Consider the following 17,109-nt stretch of genomic DNA (forward strand, 5'->3'; position numbering starts at 1 on the left):
CGGCAAGCTTCTAGCTACAGCCTGCAAGGGAACGGCGTTGAGCCCATGGCTCGACGCCACGCCCCTTGCAGCTTGAGGCTTACGACTTGAAGCTCCCCCGGAGGGGCCTATGAGCTATGTGATCGACCGACGCCTTAATGGCAAGAACAAGAGCACGGTGAACCGCCAGCGGTTTCTGCGGCGTTACCGTGACCACATCAAGAAGGCCGTCGAAGAGGCGGTCAGCCGGCGTTCCATTACCGACATGGAACACGGCGAACAGATCAGTATCCCCGGTCGCGACATCGACGAGCCGGTGCTTCACCATGGTCGCGGTGGCAAACAGACCGTCGTGCACCCCGGCAACAAGGAATTCACCAGTGGCGAGCACATCCCCCGCCCCCAAGGCGGAGGCGGCGGCAAGGGGCCCGGCAAGGCCGGCAATTCCGGCGAGGGCATGGATGAGTTCGTGTTCCAGATCACCCAGGAGGAATTCCTCGAGTTCATGTTCGAGGACCTGGAGTTGCCGAACCTGGTCAAGCGTAACCTGACCGGCACCGACACCTTCAAGACCGTGCGTGCCGGCATCAGCAATGAAGGCAATCCATCACGCATCAACATCATCCGTACCCTTCGCTCAGCCCACGCACGGCGTATCGCGCTGTCGGGCAGCAGCCGGGCAAAATTGCGCGAGGCCAAGGAAGAACTGGCCCGCCTGAAACGCGAAGAACCCGACAACTTCGGCGACATTCAGGACCTTGAAGCGGAAATCGAGAAACTCAGCGCCCGCATCCACCGCGTACCGTTCCTCGACACATTCGACCTCAAGTACAACCTGCTGGTGAAACAGCCAAACCCCAGTTCCAAGGCGGTGATGTTCTGCCTGATGGACGTGTCCGGTTCCATGACCCAGGCCACCAAGGACATCGCCAAGCGTTTCTTCATCCTGTTGTACCTGTTCCTGAAGCGAAACTACGACAAGATCGATGTAGTGTTCATCCGCCATCACACCAGCGCCAGGGAAGTGGACGAAGAGGAATTTTTCTACTCCAGGGAAACCGGCGGCACCATTGTCTCCAGCGCCTTGAAACTGATGCAGGAGATCATGGCCGAACGTTATCCCGCCAATGAATGGAACATCTATGCGGCCCAGGCCTCGGACGGCGACAACTGGAACGACGACTCACCGATCTGCCGTGACATCCTGATCAACCAGATCATGCCATTCGTCCAGTACTACACTTATGTGGAGATTACTCCACGCGAACACCAGGCCTTGTGGTACGAATACGAACGGATTGCCGAAGCTTTTTCCGACACATTTGCCCAACAGCAACTGGTCTCGGCCGGGGATATCTACCCGGTCTTCCGTGAACTCTTCCAGCGCAGGTTAGTGACATGACCGCCAAAAAAGAGCAGAAGCGCCAGCCCATTTCCACCGGCTCCGAATGGACGTTCGAGCTGATCCAGGCCTACGACCGCGAAATCAGCCGTATCGCGGACCGCTATGCCCTCGACACCTACCCGAACCAGATCGAGGTGATCACCGCCGAGCAGATGATGGACGCCTACGCGTCGGTTGGCATGCCGCTGGGCTATCACCACTGGTCATACGGCAAGCACTTCCTCAGTACCGAGAAATCCTACAGCCGCGGCCAGATGGGGCTGGCCTACGAGATCGTCATCAACTCCGATCCATGCATTGCCTACCTGATGGAAGAAAACACCATCTGCATGCAGGCCCTGGTGGTCGCGCATGCCTGCTATGGGCACAACAGCTTCTTCAAGGGCAACTACCTGTTCCGCACGTGGACCGACGCCAGCTCGATCATCGATTACCTGGTGTTCGCCAAGCAGTACATCATGCAATGCGAGGAGCGCCATGGTATCGACGCGGTCGAGGACCTGCTGGACTCCTGCCACGCCCTGATGAACTACGGCGTGGACCGCTACAAGCGGCCCTATCCGATTTCCGCCGAAGAAGAACGCCGGCGCCAAAAGGACCGCGAAGAACACCTGCAGAAACAGATCAACGACCTGTGGCGCACCATTCCCAAAGGTGCAGACAAGTACAACGAAAAAGACAATGCCCGGTTCCCTGCCGAGCCGCAGGAGAACATTCTCTATTTCATTGAAAAACACGCGCCACTGCTGGAGCCGTGGCAGCGGGAAATCGTGCGCATTGTGCGCAAGATTGCCCAGTACTTTTATCCACAGCGCCAAACCCAGGTCATGAACGAGGGTTGGGCCACGTTCTGGCACTACACGCTGATGAACGACCTGTACGACGAGGGCCTGGTCACCGACGGCTTCATGATGGAGTTCCTGACGTCCCACACCAGCGTGGTGTTCCAGCCTGGCTTCGACAGCCCTTACTACAGCGGTATCAACCCTTACGCACTGGGCTTCGCCATGTACCGAGACATCCGGCGCATGTGCGAGAACCCTACCGAGGAAGATCGTCGCTGGTTCCCGGAAATCGCCGGCTCGGACTGGTTGTCTGCCATTAAATTCGCCATGAGCAGTTTCAAGGACGAAAGCTTCATCCTGCAGTACCTCTCGCCCAAGGTGATTCGCGACCTGAAGTTGTTCAGCATCCTCGATGACGATCAGAAAGATGACCTGCTAGTACCTGCCATTCACGATGAGGGCGGCTACCGCATCATCCGCGAAACCCTGGCGGCGCAGTACAACCTGGGCAATCGCGAACCCAATGTGCAGATCTACAGCATCGACCGCCGCGGGGATCGCTCGCTGACCCTGCGGCACCAGGCGCACAATCGCAAACCACTGGGCGACTCCACCGACGAAGTGCTCAAGCACCTGCATCGCCTCTGGGGTTTCGATATCCACTTGGAAACCCTGCAAGGCGACCAGGTGATGAAAACCCATCACGTCCCCCCAGAAGCGAACAAGCCGAAGGAGACTATGGTCGCCTGGACCTGGCCGTCATTCATCTTTGATCCCGTTTTCGCCTCCGGACGTCCGACGCAAAGGTTATCCTGTCGGACCAACGGAGGTTTTTTATGCAGATCTATAAAGTCGGCGGCGCCGTTCGCGACCGCCTGCTGGGCATTCCCGTCACCGATATCGATCGGGTCGTGGTGGGGGCCACCGCCGAGGAAATGCTCGCCAAGGGATTTCGCCCGGCGGGGGCCGATTTTCCGGTATTCCTCGACCCGAAGAGCGGCGAGGAGTACGCCCTCGCCCGCACCGAACGCAAGAGCGGCCGAGGCTATGGCGGCTTCGTGTTCCATGCCAGCCCTGAAGTGACCCTGGAGGAAGACCTGGTTCGTCGGGACTTGACGATCAACGCCATGGCCGAAGATGACCACGGCAAACTGACCGATCCGTACCACGGCCAGCGCGACCTGGAAGCCCGGGTGCTACGCCACGTTTCCCCTGCTTTCGCCGAAGATCCGCTCCGAGTCCTGCGGGTTGCCCGCTTCGCCGCGCGTTATGCTCCGCTGGGTTTCAAGGTGGCGGACGAAACCCTTGAACTGATGCGCCAACTCAGCGATTCCGGCGAGCTGGAAGCACTGACGGCCGAGCGCAGCTGGAAAGAAATTTCCCGCGCCCTCATGGAAAAGCAGCCACAGGTATTTATCCAGGTGTTGCGCGACTGCACGGCCCTCAAGGTCCTGATGCCAGAGGTCGATGCGCTGTTTGGCGTGCCCCAGCCTGAAGCCCATCACCCGGAAATCGACACCGGCGTCCATACCCTGAGCGTGTTGGAACAAGCCGCCCTGCACCGACAACCGCTGACGGTCCGCTGGGCCTGCCTGCTCCATGACCTGGGCAAAGGCCTGACGCCTCAACACGAATGGCCGCGACACATTGCCCATGAACACACGGGGTTGAAGCTGATCAAAGCGGTCAACGAGCGCTTCAAGGCGCCTCGAGACTGTCAGGAACTGGCGTTATTGGTTGGCCAATACCACACCCATGGTCATCGCGCGCTGGAGCTCAAGGCGTCTACTTTGCTTGAGCTGCTGCAGAGTTTCGATGTGTACCGTCGACCTCAGCGCTTCGAGGAATTCATCGCAGCCTGCGAGATGGATGCACGGGGGCGCAAAGGACTTGAAGAGCGAAGTTATCCACAGGCTGATTATCTGCGCGGCGCAGCGGCAGCCGCCCGCGCAGTGGCGGTGCAGCCCTTGCTGGAGAAAGGCTTCAAGGGGCCGGAGCTGGGTGAGGCGATCAAGCGCGAGCGTCTCAAGGCGTTGAAAGGCTACAAGGAAGCGGCGAGCTGACGGGAGGTCGTGTCGGTTGGCATTTTTGCTGGATGTTCCGCCGTCATCGCGAGCAAGCTCGCTCCCACAGGGGAGCTTGCTCGCGATAGCGGCAGGCGCCTCAGCGCAGATTCGATGGCGTCAGCTGCTGGCCGCGCCACTCGAAAGCCACTGGCGCCAGCACCTGGTCGATCTGCGATTCTTCCCACAAAGTGGCGAAGCTTTTGCCCACACCTGGGTGAATCCGATCCGGCGCGATCAACGACAAAGGCCATAGGACGAAGGCGTTCTTGAGGATTTCCGCGCGCGGCAGGATCAACCCATCGAAGTTGCCGACCTGTTCGCCATACAACAACACGTCGATATCCAGCGGCAGCCCCTTGCGGTCCGGCGCATAGCGACCGTTGTCCGCCTCGATGAACTTGAGACGACGATCGAGCTCCATCAGCGGCAGGTCCGTGAAGGCTGAGACGACGAAATTGAAGAATGGCCCGCTCTTGATACCCACCGGCTGGCTCTCGAACACAGCCGAACAGCGCATGTCCACCAGGAAACCGGCCAAGGCTTCCAGTCCGGCGCACAGATGGGTTTTACGCTCGATATTGCTGCCGAGCCCGAGAAAAACCTGAGTCAGCGACATCCGCGCTCGATCTCCACGCCAACGCCGCTGGCCGCCGGTACGGCGCCGGGCTTGGTCACTTTCAGACGCAACCAGGTGATCTTGAACTCATCCATGAGCTCCTGGGCCAGTCGCTCGGCAAAGGTCTCGACCAATTGGAACTGCGCCTGCTCGGCAAACGCCTGGATGCGTGACGATACGCTGGCGTAGTCGAGCGCCAAGGTCAGGTCGTCGCCCGCGGCGGCCGGGCGGTTGTCCCAGGCGAAGCTCAGGTCAAGCCGCAGGCACTGTCGGATGCCTCGCTCCCAGTCGTAGGCCCCGATTACCGTGTCGACTTCCAGGCCCTCGATAAACACTCTGTCCAAGCACTCTTCTCCGCAGCACGACAAGGGCGCAATGCGCCGTTAGAATCAGGGCGTCCTCGCCCGGAATGGTTAGCATGTTTTGGTTACTGGCGATTCTCGCCTACCTGCTCGGCTCGCTGTCCTTCGCCATTTTGCTCAGCCGCCTGACCGGTCGCCCGGATCCGCGAATGAGTGGCTCAGGCAATGCCGGCGCCACCAACATGCTGCGCCTGGCCGGACGCAAACTCGCCATCCTGACCCTGCTGGGCGACCTCTGCAAAGGCCTTGTCCCGGTATTGATCGCCAGCCTCGCAGGGCTCTCGTTGCAGCAACAGGCCTGGATCGGCGTCTGCGCCGTCATCGGCCATCTATTCCCGCTGTACTTTCGCTTTCGTGGCGGCAAAGGTGTCGCCACCGCCGCCGGCATGCTGCTGGGCCTGTACCCGCCCGCCGCCCTGCTGGCTGTCTGTGCCTGGCTGCTGACGTTCTACCTGACCCGCACCAGCTCCCTGGCCGCGCTGATCGCCACACCGCTGACCCTGCCGTTGCTGGCCTGGCAGGAACCGGCGGCCTTACTGCCAATGAGCGCACTGGTAGCGCTGATCGTCTGGCGTCACCGGGGCAATCTACGCGACCTGTTCGCCGGGCGCGAACGGCATTTTTAAATCACTCTTCACAGCGGCGCCAACTGCTCCATCGGCCACCGCGCCTGTACGCTGATCGCCAGGCTTTCATGCTGGCCGGCCTGCAAACGCTGGCAACCGGCAAAGGCAATCATCGCGCCGTTATCTGTACAGAACTCCGGCCTGGCGTAGTAAACGTCGCCCTTCATGTCGCCGAGCATTTTCTCCAGCGATGTCCGCAAGGCCTTGTTCGCGCTCACGCCGCCAGCGATCACCAGGCGCTTGAGCCCGGCCTGTTTAAGGGCGCGCTTGCACTTGATGGTCAAAGTCTCCACCACGGCCTGCTGGAACGCCAGCGAGATGTCGCAACGGGCTTGCTCACTGTCGTCCCCGGCGCTGACGCGCTGCTGCCAGGTATTCAGGGCGAAGGTCTTCAACCCGCTGAAACTGAAATCCAGGCCGGGACGGTCGCACATCGGCCGCGGGAATACGAAACGCCCATCGACCCCTTGCGTTGCAAGCCGGGAGATTTCCGGCCCACCGGGATAATTGAGGCCCATCATTTTTGCAGTCTTGTCGAACGCTTCGCCGGCAGCATCGTCGAGCGTCTCGCCGAGCAGCTCGTATTGGCCGATGCCATCGACCCGAATGAGCTGCGTATGGCCGCCCGATACCAACAAAGCGACGAACGGAAATTGCGGCGGCTGCGACTCCAGCATCGGCGCCAACAGGTGGCCTTCCATGTGATGCACGCCCAGGGCCGGAATCCCCCAGGCAAAGGCCAGCGCCTGGGCACAGGAAGCGCCCACCAGCAACGCGCCCACCAGGCCCGGGCCAGCGGTGTAGGCGATGCCGTCGATCTCGGTCGGCACGCAGCCAGCGTCGGCCAGGACCTGGCGGATCAAGGGCAGCATGCGCTTGACGTGATCGCGGGAGGCAAGCTCGGGCACCACCCCGCCATAGGCGCGGTGCAGGTCGATCTGGCTGAACAGCGCATCGGCCAGCAGGCCGCGCTCACTGTCGTAAAGTGCGACACCGGTTTCGTCGCAGGAGGTTTCTAATCCCAGTACTAGCATGGGTTTGCGCCTTGTAGAGGCTGAATTCGAAGGCGCGCATAATAGTCGCCGCGTTGTGCCCCGACCAGCGGTTTTCGATCAGAGGCTTTGCATTCCGAGCGTTGAGGGGTTAACATCCGCAACCCTTAAAAACCGACGTCTTCAAGTGCTCTTTTGCCGCGAGGATGTTGACCCCGGTAATGAATGAAGGTAGCTCTGGATGCCAGCCGTCAAAGTAAAAGAGAACGAACCCTTCGACGTAGCTCTGCGTCGTTTCAAGCGCTCCTGCGAAAAAGCCGGTGTTCTGGCTGAAGTTCGTAGCCGCGAATTCTACGAGAAGCCGACTTCTGAGCGTAAGCGCAAGGCAGCAGCCGCTGTTAAGCGTCACGCCAAGAAAGTTCAGCGCGAACAGCGCCGCGCCGTACGTCTGTACTAATACACAGACGTCCGTAGCAAGCTTCTGCCAAGCCCGGCCTTCAAGCCGGGCTTATGGCATTTGCGGAATAACGCTTGATGCTTCACTGTCAAAGCCGCAGACGCGACCAAGACAACCTGCTTCACCGCGTCAGACCTGGCTCTTTTGCCAGCGGTGCACGTCTTTCCTGACGAGCCTTCCAAGGCTACCGACGAGCACACCCTGATTCCTCTAACGACGATCAGCCCAAGGCACCTGCCTGCGTGTCCGCTTCATGAGCTATCCGAGGCCTGAACAGCCGTTACCGGACTCAGCGCAACACATTCAAACAGTCGAATACTGATAGTTATTAACGTCAGTGGATTATCGGCAGATACACTTCCCGACAGCGATGATGCAGACGACCCGGTCGAGCCACCGATTTAGCGTGCCTCAAACCCAGACCCGGTTACGCCTGCCGATTTCGGGTCCATATTTCGCGCAGTGATGATGAGAACGCCATGGCCGGGCTGATTCCCCAGAGCTTTATTGACGACCTCCTGAACCGCACCGACATCGTCGACGTGGTCAGCTCTCGCCTGCAAATGAAGAAAGCGGGCAAGAACTACACGGCCTGCTGCCCGTTCCATAAAGAGAAAACACCTTCTTTCAGCGTCAGCCCCGACAAGCAGTTCTACTATTGCTTCGGCTGCGGCGCTGGCGGCAATGCCCTCGGCTTCCTGATGGACCACGACAACCTGGACTTCCCCCAGGCCGTCGAAGAACTGGCCAAAGCCGCGGGCATGGAAATACCCCGGGAGGAAAGCGGTCGACAGCACAAGCCACGCCAACCGACCGATTCTCCGCTTTACCCACTGCTGACGGCGGCGGCGGACTTTTATCGCCAGGCCCTCAAAAGCCATCCGGCACGCAAGGCCGCGGTGGAGTATCTCAAGGGCCGCGGCCTGACTGGCGAAATCGCCCGGGACTTCGGCCTCGGCTTCGCCCCGCCCGGCTGGGACAACCTGTACAAGCACCTAAGCAGCGATACGCTGCAACAGCGCGCCATGATCGACGCTGGCCTGCTGATCGAAAACGCCGAGACCGGCAAGCGCTACGACCGCTTCCGCGACCGGGTCATGTTTCCGATCCGCGACACACGCGGGCGGATCATCGCCTTTGGTGGTCGGGTACTGGGCGACGACAAGCCCAAATACCTGAACTCCCCGGAAACCCCAGTGTTCCATAAGGGCCAGGAACTCTACGGCCTGTACGAAGCACGCAAGAACAACCGCAACCTCGATGAAATCATTGTCGTCGAAGGCTACATGGACGTTATTGCCCTGGCCCAGCAAGGCCTGCGCAACGCCGTAGCGACCCTGGGCACGGCCACCAGCGAAGAGCACATGAAGCGCCTGTTTCGCGTGGTGCCCAACGTGCTGTTCTGCTTCGACGGCGACCAGGCCGGCCGTAACGCCGCCTGGCGCGCACTGGAGGCCACCTTGCCGTGCCTGCAGGACGGACGCCGGGCACGCTTTCTGTTCCTGCCCGAGGGCGAGGATCCGGACACCCTGGTGCGCTCCGAAGGTACCGACGCGTTCCGTGCGCGGATCAATCAGCACGCACAACCGTTGGCCGACTATTTTTTCCAGCAATTGACCGAAGAAGCCGACCCACGCTCCCTCGAAGGCAAGGCCCACATGGCCACCCTCGCGGCACCGCTGATCGACAAGGTGCCCGGCGCCAACCTGCGCACACTCATGCGCCAGCGCCTGACCGAGATCACCGGCCTGAACAGCGAAGCGGTCAATCAACTGGTGCACAGCGCCCCCCAGGAGGCGCCGCCGGCTTATGACCCGGGCATCGATTACGACGCGATGCCGGATTTCGCCGACTATCATCAACCCCAGCAGGATTACGCCCCCCAGCAGGAATGGACACCGAAAAAACCCGGTAGCGGCGGCAAAAAATGGGACAAGAAACCCTGGGACAAGAACGGCAAGCGCGGCGATCGCGACCAGCCACGTGCCCCGCGCGTGCCGGCCGCCGTCGAACCACCAACACTGGCCGCCTTGCGCACCTTGCTGCATCACCCGCAACTGGCGGAGAAAGTAGAAGACGCCGGGCACTTCGCCGCCGAGGACCACAGCAATACGCAATTGCTGGTCGCACTCCTGGAAGCCGTGCAGAAGAACCCCAAGCTAAACTCTTTCCAGTTGATTGCACGGTGGCACGGCACCGAGCAGGGGCGCCTGTTGAAGGCCCTGGCCGAGAAGGAATGGCTGATTGAGGGAGACAACCTTGAACAACAGTTTTTCGACACCATTACTAGCTTGTCCGCCCGCCAACGCGAGCGAAACCTGGAACAACTTCTGCGAAAAGCTCGCCAGAGCGAGTTGACCAGCGAAGAGAAAAACCAATTGCGCGACTTACTCAGCCGCAATGTTTGCGCATCAAACCCGACCTCAACTGGCGCGTGAGGTCACAGCTCAGGTATAATCCTCGGCTTGTTTTTTGCCCGCCAAGACCTTCAGTGGATAGGGTGTTATGTCCGGAAAAGCGCAACAGCAGTCTCGTATCAAAGAGTTGATCCTATTGGGTCGTGAGCAGGGCTACCTGACTTACGCGGAGGTCAACGACCACCTGCCGGAGGATATTTCAGATCCGGAACAGGTGGAAGACATCATCCGCATGATCAACGACATGGGGATCAACGTATTCGAGGTTGCTCCAGATAAGGATGCCCTTATGCTGGCCGACGCCGATACCGACGAGGCGGCCGCTGAAGAAGCGGCCGCAGCGTTGGCAGCGGTCGAGACCGACATTGGTCGCACCACCGACCCCGTGCGCATGTACATGCGTGAAATGGGTACGGTAGAGCTCCTCACGCGTGAAGGCGAAATCGAAATCGCCAAGCGTATTGAAGAAGGCATCCGTGAAGTGATGGGCGCAATCGCGCACTTCCCTGGCACGGTTGACCATATTCTCTCCGAGTACACCCGCGTCACCACCGAAGGTGGCCGCCTGTCCGACGTCCTGAGCGGCTATATCGATCCGGACGACGGCATTGCGCCGCCTGCCGCCGAAGTGCCGCCGCCGATCGACGCGAAAGCTGTCAAGGCCGACGACGACACCGATGACGACGACGCCGAAGCGAGCGACGACGAGGAAGAAGCCGAAAGCGGTCCGGATCCGGTCATCGCAGCACAGCGTTTCGGCGCTGTGGCCGACCAGATGGAAATCACCCGCAAGGCGCTGAAAAAGCACGGCCGCAACAATAAGCAGGCGATTGCCGAGCTGTTGGCACTGGCCGAGCTGTTCATGCCGATCAAGCTGGTACCGAAGCAGTTCGAAGGCCTGGTCGAGCGTGTTCGCGGCGCCCTGGATCGCTTGCGCCAGCAAGAGCGCGCGATCATGCAGCTTTGCGTGCGTGACGCCCGCATGCCGCGTGCTGATTTCCTGCGCCAGTTCCCTGGCAACGAAGTCGACGAAAGCTGGACCGATGCACTGGCCAAGGGCAAGAGCAAATACGCTGAAGCCATTGCCCGCCTGCAACCGGACATCGTTCGTTGCCAGCAGAAACTCAGTGCGCTGGAGGCCGAGACCGGCCTGAGCATCGCCGAGATCAAGGACATCAACCGTCGCATGTCGATCGGCGAGGCCAAGGCCCGTCGCGCGAAGAAAGAGATGGTCGAAGCGAACTTGCGTCTGGTGATCTCCATTGCCAAGAAGTACACCAACCGCGGCCTGCAATTCCTCGACCTGATCCAGGAAGGCAACATCGGCCTGATGAAGGCGGTGGACAAGTTCGAATACCGTCGCGGCTACAAGTTCTCGACTTATGCCACCTGGTGGATCCGTCAGGCGATCACTCGCTCGATCGCCGACCAGGCCCGCACCATCCGTATCCCGGTGCACATGATCGAGACGATCAACAAGCTCAACCGTATTTCCCGGCAGATGTTGCAGGAAATGGGTCGCGAACCGACGCCGGAAGAGCTGGGCGAACGCATGGAAATGCCTGAGGACAAGATCCGCAAGGTACTGAAGATCGCCAAAGAGCCGATCTCCATGGAAACCCCGATCGGTGATGACGAAGACTCCCATCTGGGTGACTTCATCGAAGACTCCACCATGCAGTCTCCGATCGATGTCGCCACTGTCGAGAGTCTCAAGGAAGCGACTCGCGAAGTACTCTCCGGCCTCACTGCCCGTGAAGCCAAGGTACTGCGCATGCGCTTCGGCATCGACATGAATACCGACCACACCCTTGAGGAAGTTGGTAAGCAGTTCGATGTAACCCGTGAGCGGATTCGTCAGATCGAAGCCAAGGCGTTGCGCAAACTGCGCCACCCGACGCGAAGCGAGCATCTGCGCTCCTTCCTCGACGAGTGACCTTAAAAACCCCCGGCCCTGCCGGGGTTTTGTTATGCACAGATAAAATCCCCTTCGTTACGCTCCTCACCACCCTGTGGTCCGTCTACACTCGAATCATCCTCCCAAAGCCATGACGAGACAGTGATGCCCAGACTGACGGCCGCGCTTTTGCTGTCATTGATGACCTGGACCGCAACAGCTGGCGCGTTGACGCTCACCGACGAGGAGCTCCGCTGGCTCAAGGACCACCCCGACCTGCGCCTGGGTATCGATGCCTCATGGCCGCCGTTTGAGTTTCGTGACGACCAGGGCCGCTATCAGGGCCTGGCTGCCGACTACGTCGACATCATTCGCGAACGGCTGGCCATCAAGCTCACGCCCATCGAGCCGGTCAGCTGGACCGCCGTGCTCGAGCAAGTCGCACAGGGCAAAATCGACCTTTTGCCGGGCATCATGTCCACGCCGGACCGCCAGAACTACCTGGCGTTTACTCGGCCTTACCTGGATTTCCCCATTGTCATCCTGGCCCATCGCGGTGGCGCCCAGCCGCACAACCTCAAGGAACTGTACGGGCTGAAAATCGCCGTGGTGGAGAACTATGCCCCCCATGAATTGCTGCGCAATCACCATCCCGACCTGAACCTCGTGGCGCTGCCCAACGTCAGTTCAGCCTTGCAAGCCCTGGCAACCGACGAAGTGGACGCGGTAGTGGGTGATCTGGCCTCCAGTGTCTGGAACCTGCGCCAACTCAAGCTCGAAGGCCTCTATGTCAGCGGGGAGACGCCGTATCGCTATCAGCTGGCAATGGCCGTCCCTCGAGACAACAAGATATTGGTGGGTATCCTGGACAAGGTCATGGCGGACATGAGCCCGGCCGAAGTTGCCGAGATCCAGCAGAAATGGATTGGCAATGTGCATGACTACCGCCAGCTCTGGTCAGACTTGCTGGTTTACGGCTTGCCTGCGTTGCTGCTCCTGGTCGGCATACTGGCGGTGGTGATTCGCATCAACCGCCGACTCAGCTCGGAAATCGCCCGGCGGGTCGAGCTGGAACAGGAGCTGCGCAGCAGCGAATACCATTACCGCGGGCTGGTGGAGAGCCTGTCAGCCATCGCCTGGGAGGCAAGGGTCAGCGATTTCACTTACAGCTACGTGTCACCCCACGCCGAAGACTTGCTCGGCTATCCCCTTTCCCATTGGCTGATCCCAGGCTTCTGGCGCAACATCATTCATCCCGCCGACCTGATCCGTGCCCAGACTTACTGCGATCATGAAGTGCTGGCGGGTCGCGACCACTGCATCGATTATCGGGTGATCACCTCCGATGGCCGCTGCCTTTGGGTGCGCGATATTGTCAGCCTGATCGAACACGGGCACGAACCGGTGCTGCGGGGGCTGATGATCGACATCAGCGAAGCCAAGCGCACCGAGGAAGCGCTGCGCCTTTCAGAGCAGAAATTTGCCTCGGTGTTCCGCCAGTGCCCCGACATCCTGGTGATTGCACGGTTATTGGACGGTTGCCTGCTGGAGGTCAACAAGGCCTTCGAAGAGCAGATCGGCCTGAGCGCCGCCGAGGTGGTGGGACACAGCGCAACCGAACTGAATATCTGGGGCATCCAGGGCGTGGGGCCGGGCCTGTTGCAACGCTTGCAGGCCGGCAGCATCCGCAATCTGGAAATGCCCTTTCGCCGTAGCAATGGCCAGGTGTTCACCGGGCTGATCTCCGCCGAGCCATTCGATCTCGACACGACGCCAGCCCTGGTCGTGGTGGTGCGGGACATCAGCCAGCTCAAGGAGACCCAGCAGCAATTGCAGACATCCGAAGAGAAGTTCGCCAAGGCATTCCACGCCTCGCCCGATGGCTTGCTGCTGTCCCGGCAAAGCGACGGCTTGCTGATTGAAGTCAACGAAGGTTTCAGCCGCATTACCGGTTTCAACAGTGCCCTGTCGGTGGACCGCTCCACCTTGGACCTGGGCATCTGGGTCAATCTCAACGAGCGCAAGCAGATGCTCGATCTGCTGAAACGGGACGGCTTCGTCAGGGATTTCAGCTGCCATATCCGTCGCAACGACGGGCAGATCCGGCTCTGCGAAGTCTCCAGTCGCCCGCTGCCCATCGGCAACGAAGACTGCATGCTGACCATCGCCCGGGACATCACCGAACGCCATCTCATGCAGGAGAAACTGCAACAGGCCGCCACCGTGTTCGAAAGCACTGCCGAAGGTGTGCTGATTACCGATACGCAACAGCACATCAGCGCCGTGAACCGGGCCTTCACCGAAATCACCGGCTACAGCGAAACCGAAGCCTTGGGCCATACGCCTCGGTTGTTGGCTTCCGGCCTGCATGACAGCGCGTTTTATGCCGCGATGTGGCACCAGTTGACGGCGGAAGGTCACTGGCAGGGAGAGATCTCGAACCGGCGCAAGAACGGCGAGCTGTACCCCAGCTGGCTGACCATCAGCGCGGTGCGCAATCGGGACCGACAGATCACCCATTTCGTCGCGGTCTTCGCCGATATCTCCAGCCTCAAACACGCCCAGGCCCGGCTCGATTACCAGGCGCACCACGATCCACTGACCGGCTTGCCCAATCGCACGCTGTTCGAAAGCCGCTTGCTGACAGCCTTGAACAACCAGCAGGAAAATGGCGGCCAGGGTGCGGTGCTGTTCCTGGACCTGGACCGCTTCAAGCACATCAATGACAGCCTCGGGCACCCGGTCGGCGACCTGCTGCTCAAGGGCATTGCCGTGCGCTTGCGCGAGCAACTGCGCGACATCGACACCGTGGCGCGCCTGGGCGGCGACGAGTTCATCATCCTGCTGCCTGGCTTGCAGCAGCCCAGCGACGCCGAGCACATCGCCCAGAAACTGTTGAACTGCTTCGCTGCGCCGTTCCAGGCCGGCGAGCACGAGTTCTTCATCAGTGCCAGCATCGGCACCAGCCTCTACCCGCAGGACGGCTGCGACGTCGCCACACTGGTGAAGAATGCCGACGCGGCGATGTACCGCTCCAAGGCCAAAGGACGCAACCGGGTGGAAAGCTACACCCGCGACCTCACCGCTCAGGCCAGTGAGCGAGTGGCCTTGGAGCATGAGCTACGGCGGGCGATTGAACGCAACGAGTTGTCATTGTCCTTCCAACCCAAAATCAGCCTCGTCGACAACCAACTGGTGGGTGCCGAAGCATTGATCCGCTGGACTCACCCCACGTTTGGCGACGTGCCGCCGGAGCACTTCATTCCCTTGGCGGAAGAAAACGGCATGATCCTGCAAATCGGCGACTGGGTACTGGAGCGCGCCTGCCGGCAGCTGTGCGAATGGAATGACACCTACGACAGCCTCGGCCCCCTGTCGGTCAATCTGGCCGGAGCCCAGCTGCGCCAACCCAATCTACTGGGGCGCATCGAACAACTGCTGCGCGAGCACCAACTCGAACCCGGCCTATTGCAACTGGAAATTACCGAAAATTTCATCATGAGCCAGGCCGAAGAGGCCCTGACGGTGCTGCACCAGCTGAAAAAACTCGGCGTGCAATTGGCCATCGACGACTTCGGCACGGGCTATTCCTCCCTGAGTTACCTCAAGCGCCTGCCACTGGACATCCTCAAGATCGACCAATCCTTCGTCCGCGGCCTGCCCGACGACCCCCACGACGCGGCTATCGTGCGGGCAATCATTGCCCTGGGCCGCAGCATGCAATTCACCATCATCGCCGAGGGCGTCGAAACCCTGGCCCAACAGCAATTCCTGACCGAGGAAGGTTGCGAACAGATTCAGGGCTACATCGTCAGCCTGCCCCTGTGCGCCGATGAGTTTGCCGCAACGTTTCTTCGTATGACCGTTTCGGATTTTTCGGATAGCACAGCCGAGAAACCGTCGTTATAATCCGCGGCCTACTGAGGGCCTATAGCTCAGTTGGTTAGAGCAGAGGACTCATAATCCTTTGGTCCACGGTTCGAGTCCGTGTGGGCCCACCAAACAATCAAAGGCTTACGTCTAACCGGCGTAGGCCTTTTTTATTGGGCGCTGATTTTCGTGTCTACATAAAGTCTGTAAGGCGGGCCTACCACCTGTCGAGGCGCAGATTCCGCCAGTGCCGGGTCCACCACACTGACATGCCTAGCGTGCTGTTCTCAAAACAAAACCGACGCGCTCGATGTGTTGTTACCGGGGAGTTGGCTTGCTGGCGATGAGTCCCGTGCAGACGTCAAATACCCTGGAGCCTCACATCAAAGACCGTTTGCATCTTAGTCACCGCTTGTAGAAAATCATCGTCTTTTTGCACGAATGGATACGCGCATGAAGTTCGAGAAGACCACGCAGTACAGGTCCGAGGAAGGGATCGTCTTCAATCTGTCTCAAATCACCCTCATGGAAAGCGACCGAGGTCGCCTGCGCGAGCTGCACTTTGGCGAAGCAAAACGCGCCCATTACCAAGTCAACGGCATGGTCGTCGATATGTACGACCGAATGCAGGCTCGAAACCTGCCATGCCTGCTGACAGTCTGCATTTCCAATCCCCTCACCCGGCAGCAGGCCGATGCTATCAACACTATGCGCGGCAACGTTGCCAAGGGAATTGCTGCGGCCTCAGGTGGCGTTGCCGGGAGGGTAGGTGCGTTGGGCGGGCCGCTCATTGGCTGGGCTTCAGGTGCAGTCGTGACGACAGGTGTCAACTGGTACCTCAAAGGGGCCCTGCCAAACCTGCATGCAGGTGACGTGCTGGTCAGCATTGAGGGAGAGGTCCATGGAGGGATTGGCCCACAGCGCTCTGTCGTGACGCTGGTCATCAAGGTCTGAGGAACTGCACATGCCCTACATCATGCAAACTGTCGTCCTTCTGGTGCTGGGCGCGATCCTCGTTCAGTTTCTGAAACCATACCCGCTGCGCAAGTGGCTGGGTTTGGCGCTGCTGGCAACGGGTTTGGTCAGCATCTTCAAGGTTGGTGAGCAGCAGGTGCTGGGTTTTGACCTGGAGCTGCTAGCACTACTGGCCGTGCCGCTGGGCGTGGTGCTTTTCCTGACACGGCGGCGGTTCACGGAGGGGGACTGAAGTCCGGGCACGATTTCTCGGTACCGTCTCTGACCCAAACTTTGAACATACTGGTAGCTCCTAACGTAGGTTAGATGCCGCAAAAATCACTGCCGAGGATCCTCCCGCTGTCGCCATCAGGCGTCGCAACCTGCAGTAAGGTCGCCATCAGTCGAACACTACCTGGATTTCGTCAAGCGTGGGCATTGCAGCCGGCACTACCGCGAACTCACAATCCAAGGCCCCCAGAATTCGCGCATAGGCAAGCATGCCTACTGACAGGTCGCCCTTTTCAACGGCAATGACTTTCTGCCGGGTAATACCCGCCAAGGAAGCGAGATTGGCTTGGGTCAGACCACGATGCAGGCGGCGTTGCCGGACCTGTTCGCCGAGACGCGTTGAGATAAGTGTATAGTCCATGTCTCGTATACGTGACAAATTACTGTAGATG

13 protein-coding genes, 1 tRNA gene and 1 pseudogene are annotated in these 17,109 nt (G+C 60.0%); 11 read left to right on the top strand and 4 right to left on the bottom strand.

The window, feature by feature from the left end:
• Positions 1-109: 109 nt before the first annotated feature.
• The 3 genes and pseudogenes from KI237_RS27595 (at position 110) to KI237_RS27605 (ending at position 4,232) form a co-directional block, all read left to right on the top strand.
• Positions 110-1,381, top strand: coding sequence for a YeaH/YhbH family protein (locus KI237_RS27595; protein ID WP_003206179.1), 1,272 nt, complete (start codon positions 110-112; stop codon positions 1,379-1,381).
• Positions 1,378-2,942: pseudogene (locus KI237_RS27600) on the top strand (SpoVR family protein). The gene KI237_RS27595 and the pseudogene KI237_RS27600 overlap by 4 nt, the downstream one beginning before the upstream one ends.
• A gap of 63 nt (positions 2,943-3,005) precedes the next feature.
• The gene (locus KI237_RS27605; RefSeq protein WP_212797850.1) at positions 3,006-4,232 is read left to right on the top strand and encodes a multifunctional CCA addition/repair protein; all 1,227 of its coding nucleotides are present in this window, start codon (positions 3,006-3,008) and stop codon (positions 4,230-4,232) included.
• A 100-nt stretch (positions 4,233-4,332) separates the two neighbouring features.
• Here KI237_RS27605 and folK read toward each other — a convergent pair whose 3' ends face one another.
• Entirely contained in the window at positions 4,333-4,851 is a 519-nt protein-coding gene (folK, locus tag KI237_RS27610) for a 2-amino-4-hydroxy-6-hydroxymethyldihydropteridine diphosphokinase (protein ID WP_212797851.1), read from the bottom strand.
• Positions 4,842-5,195: a dihydroneopterin aldolase gene (gene folB, locus KI237_RS27615; RefSeq protein WP_039590767.1), complete on the bottom strand. Its 354-nt coding sequence runs from the start codon at positions 5,193-5,195 to the stop codon at positions 4,842-4,844. The genes folK and folB overlap by 10 nt, the downstream gene beginning before the upstream one ends.
• A 74-nt stretch (positions 5,196-5,269) precedes the next feature.
• Here folB and plsY point away from each other — a divergent pair, with 74 nt between their 5' ends.
• Positions 5,270-5,839, top strand: coding sequence for a glycerol-3-phosphate 1-O-acyltransferase PlsY (gene plsY / locus KI237_RS27620; protein WP_212797852.1), 570 nt, complete (start codon positions 5,270-5,272; stop codon positions 5,837-5,839).
• Positions 5,840-5,847: 8 nt separating this feature from the next.
• On the opposite strand, the gene tsaD is transcribed toward plsY, so the two are convergent.
• Positions 5,848-6,873, bottom strand: a complete 1,026-nt coding sequence (gene tsaD / locus KI237_RS27625) for a tRNA (adenosine(37)-N6)-threonylcarbamoyltransferase complex transferase subunit TsaD (RefSeq protein WP_212797853.1) — start codon at positions 6,871-6,873, stop codon at positions 5,848-5,850.
• A gap of 199 nt (positions 6,874-7,072) precedes the next feature.
• Between tsaD and rpsU the strand changes: the two genes are divergently transcribed.
• The 7 genes from rpsU (at position 7,073) to KI237_RS27660 (ending at position 16,679) form a co-directional block, all read left to right on the top strand.
• Entirely contained in the window at positions 7,073-7,288 is a 216-nt protein-coding gene (gene rpsU, locus KI237_RS27630) for a 30S ribosomal protein S21 (protein WP_002551877.1), read from the top strand.
• A 479-nt stretch (positions 7,289-7,767) separates the two neighbouring features.
• A complete protein-coding gene (dnaG, locus tag KI237_RS27635) occupies positions 7,768-9,726 on the top strand; it encodes a DNA primase (RefSeq protein WP_212797854.1) in 1,959 nt (652 codons plus the stop codon).
• A 67-nt stretch (positions 9,727-9,793) separates the two neighbouring features.
• The gene (gene rpoD, locus KI237_RS27640) at positions 9,794-11,641 is read left to right on the top strand and encodes an RNA polymerase sigma factor RpoD (RefSeq protein ID WP_212797855.1); all 1,848 of its coding nucleotides are present in this window, start codon (positions 9,794-9,796) and stop codon (positions 11,639-11,641) included.
• A 126-nt stretch (positions 11,642-11,767) separates the two neighbouring features.
• Positions 11,768-15,511, top strand: coding sequence for a bifunctional diguanylate cyclase/phosphodiesterase (locus tag KI237_RS27645; protein ID WP_212797856.1), 3,744 nt, complete (start codon positions 11,768-11,770; stop codon positions 15,509-15,511).
• 15 nt (positions 15,512-15,526) lie between these two features.
• Positions 15,527-15,603: transfer RNA gene (locus KI237_RS27650), tRNA-Ile, on the top strand.
• 322 nt (positions 15,604-15,925) lie between these two features.
• The gene (locus KI237_RS27655) at positions 15,926-16,426 is read left to right on the top strand and encodes a hypothetical protein (RefSeq protein WP_212797857.1); all 501 of its coding nucleotides are present in this window, start codon (positions 15,926-15,928) and stop codon (positions 16,424-16,426) included.
• A gap of 10 nt (positions 16,427-16,436) precedes the next feature.
• Complete coding sequence (locus tag KI237_RS27660) at positions 16,437-16,679, top strand: hypothetical protein (RefSeq protein WP_054594326.1); 243 nt, start codon at positions 16,437-16,439, stop codon at positions 16,677-16,679.
• Between the two features lie 147 nt (positions 16,680-16,826).
• Here the strand turns inward: KI237_RS27660 and KI237_RS27665 are convergent, their stop codons facing one another.
• Entirely contained in the window at positions 16,827-17,078 is a 252-nt protein-coding gene (locus tag KI237_RS27665) for a helix-turn-helix transcriptional regulator (protein WP_212797858.1), read from the bottom strand.
• Positions 17,079-17,109: the final 31 nt, after the last annotated feature.

The organism is Pseudomonas sp. St316, assembly GCF_018325905.1.
In the GTDB taxonomy this organism is placed as follows: Bacteria; Pseudomonadota; Gammaproteobacteria; order Pseudomonadales; family Pseudomonadaceae; genus Aquipseudomonas.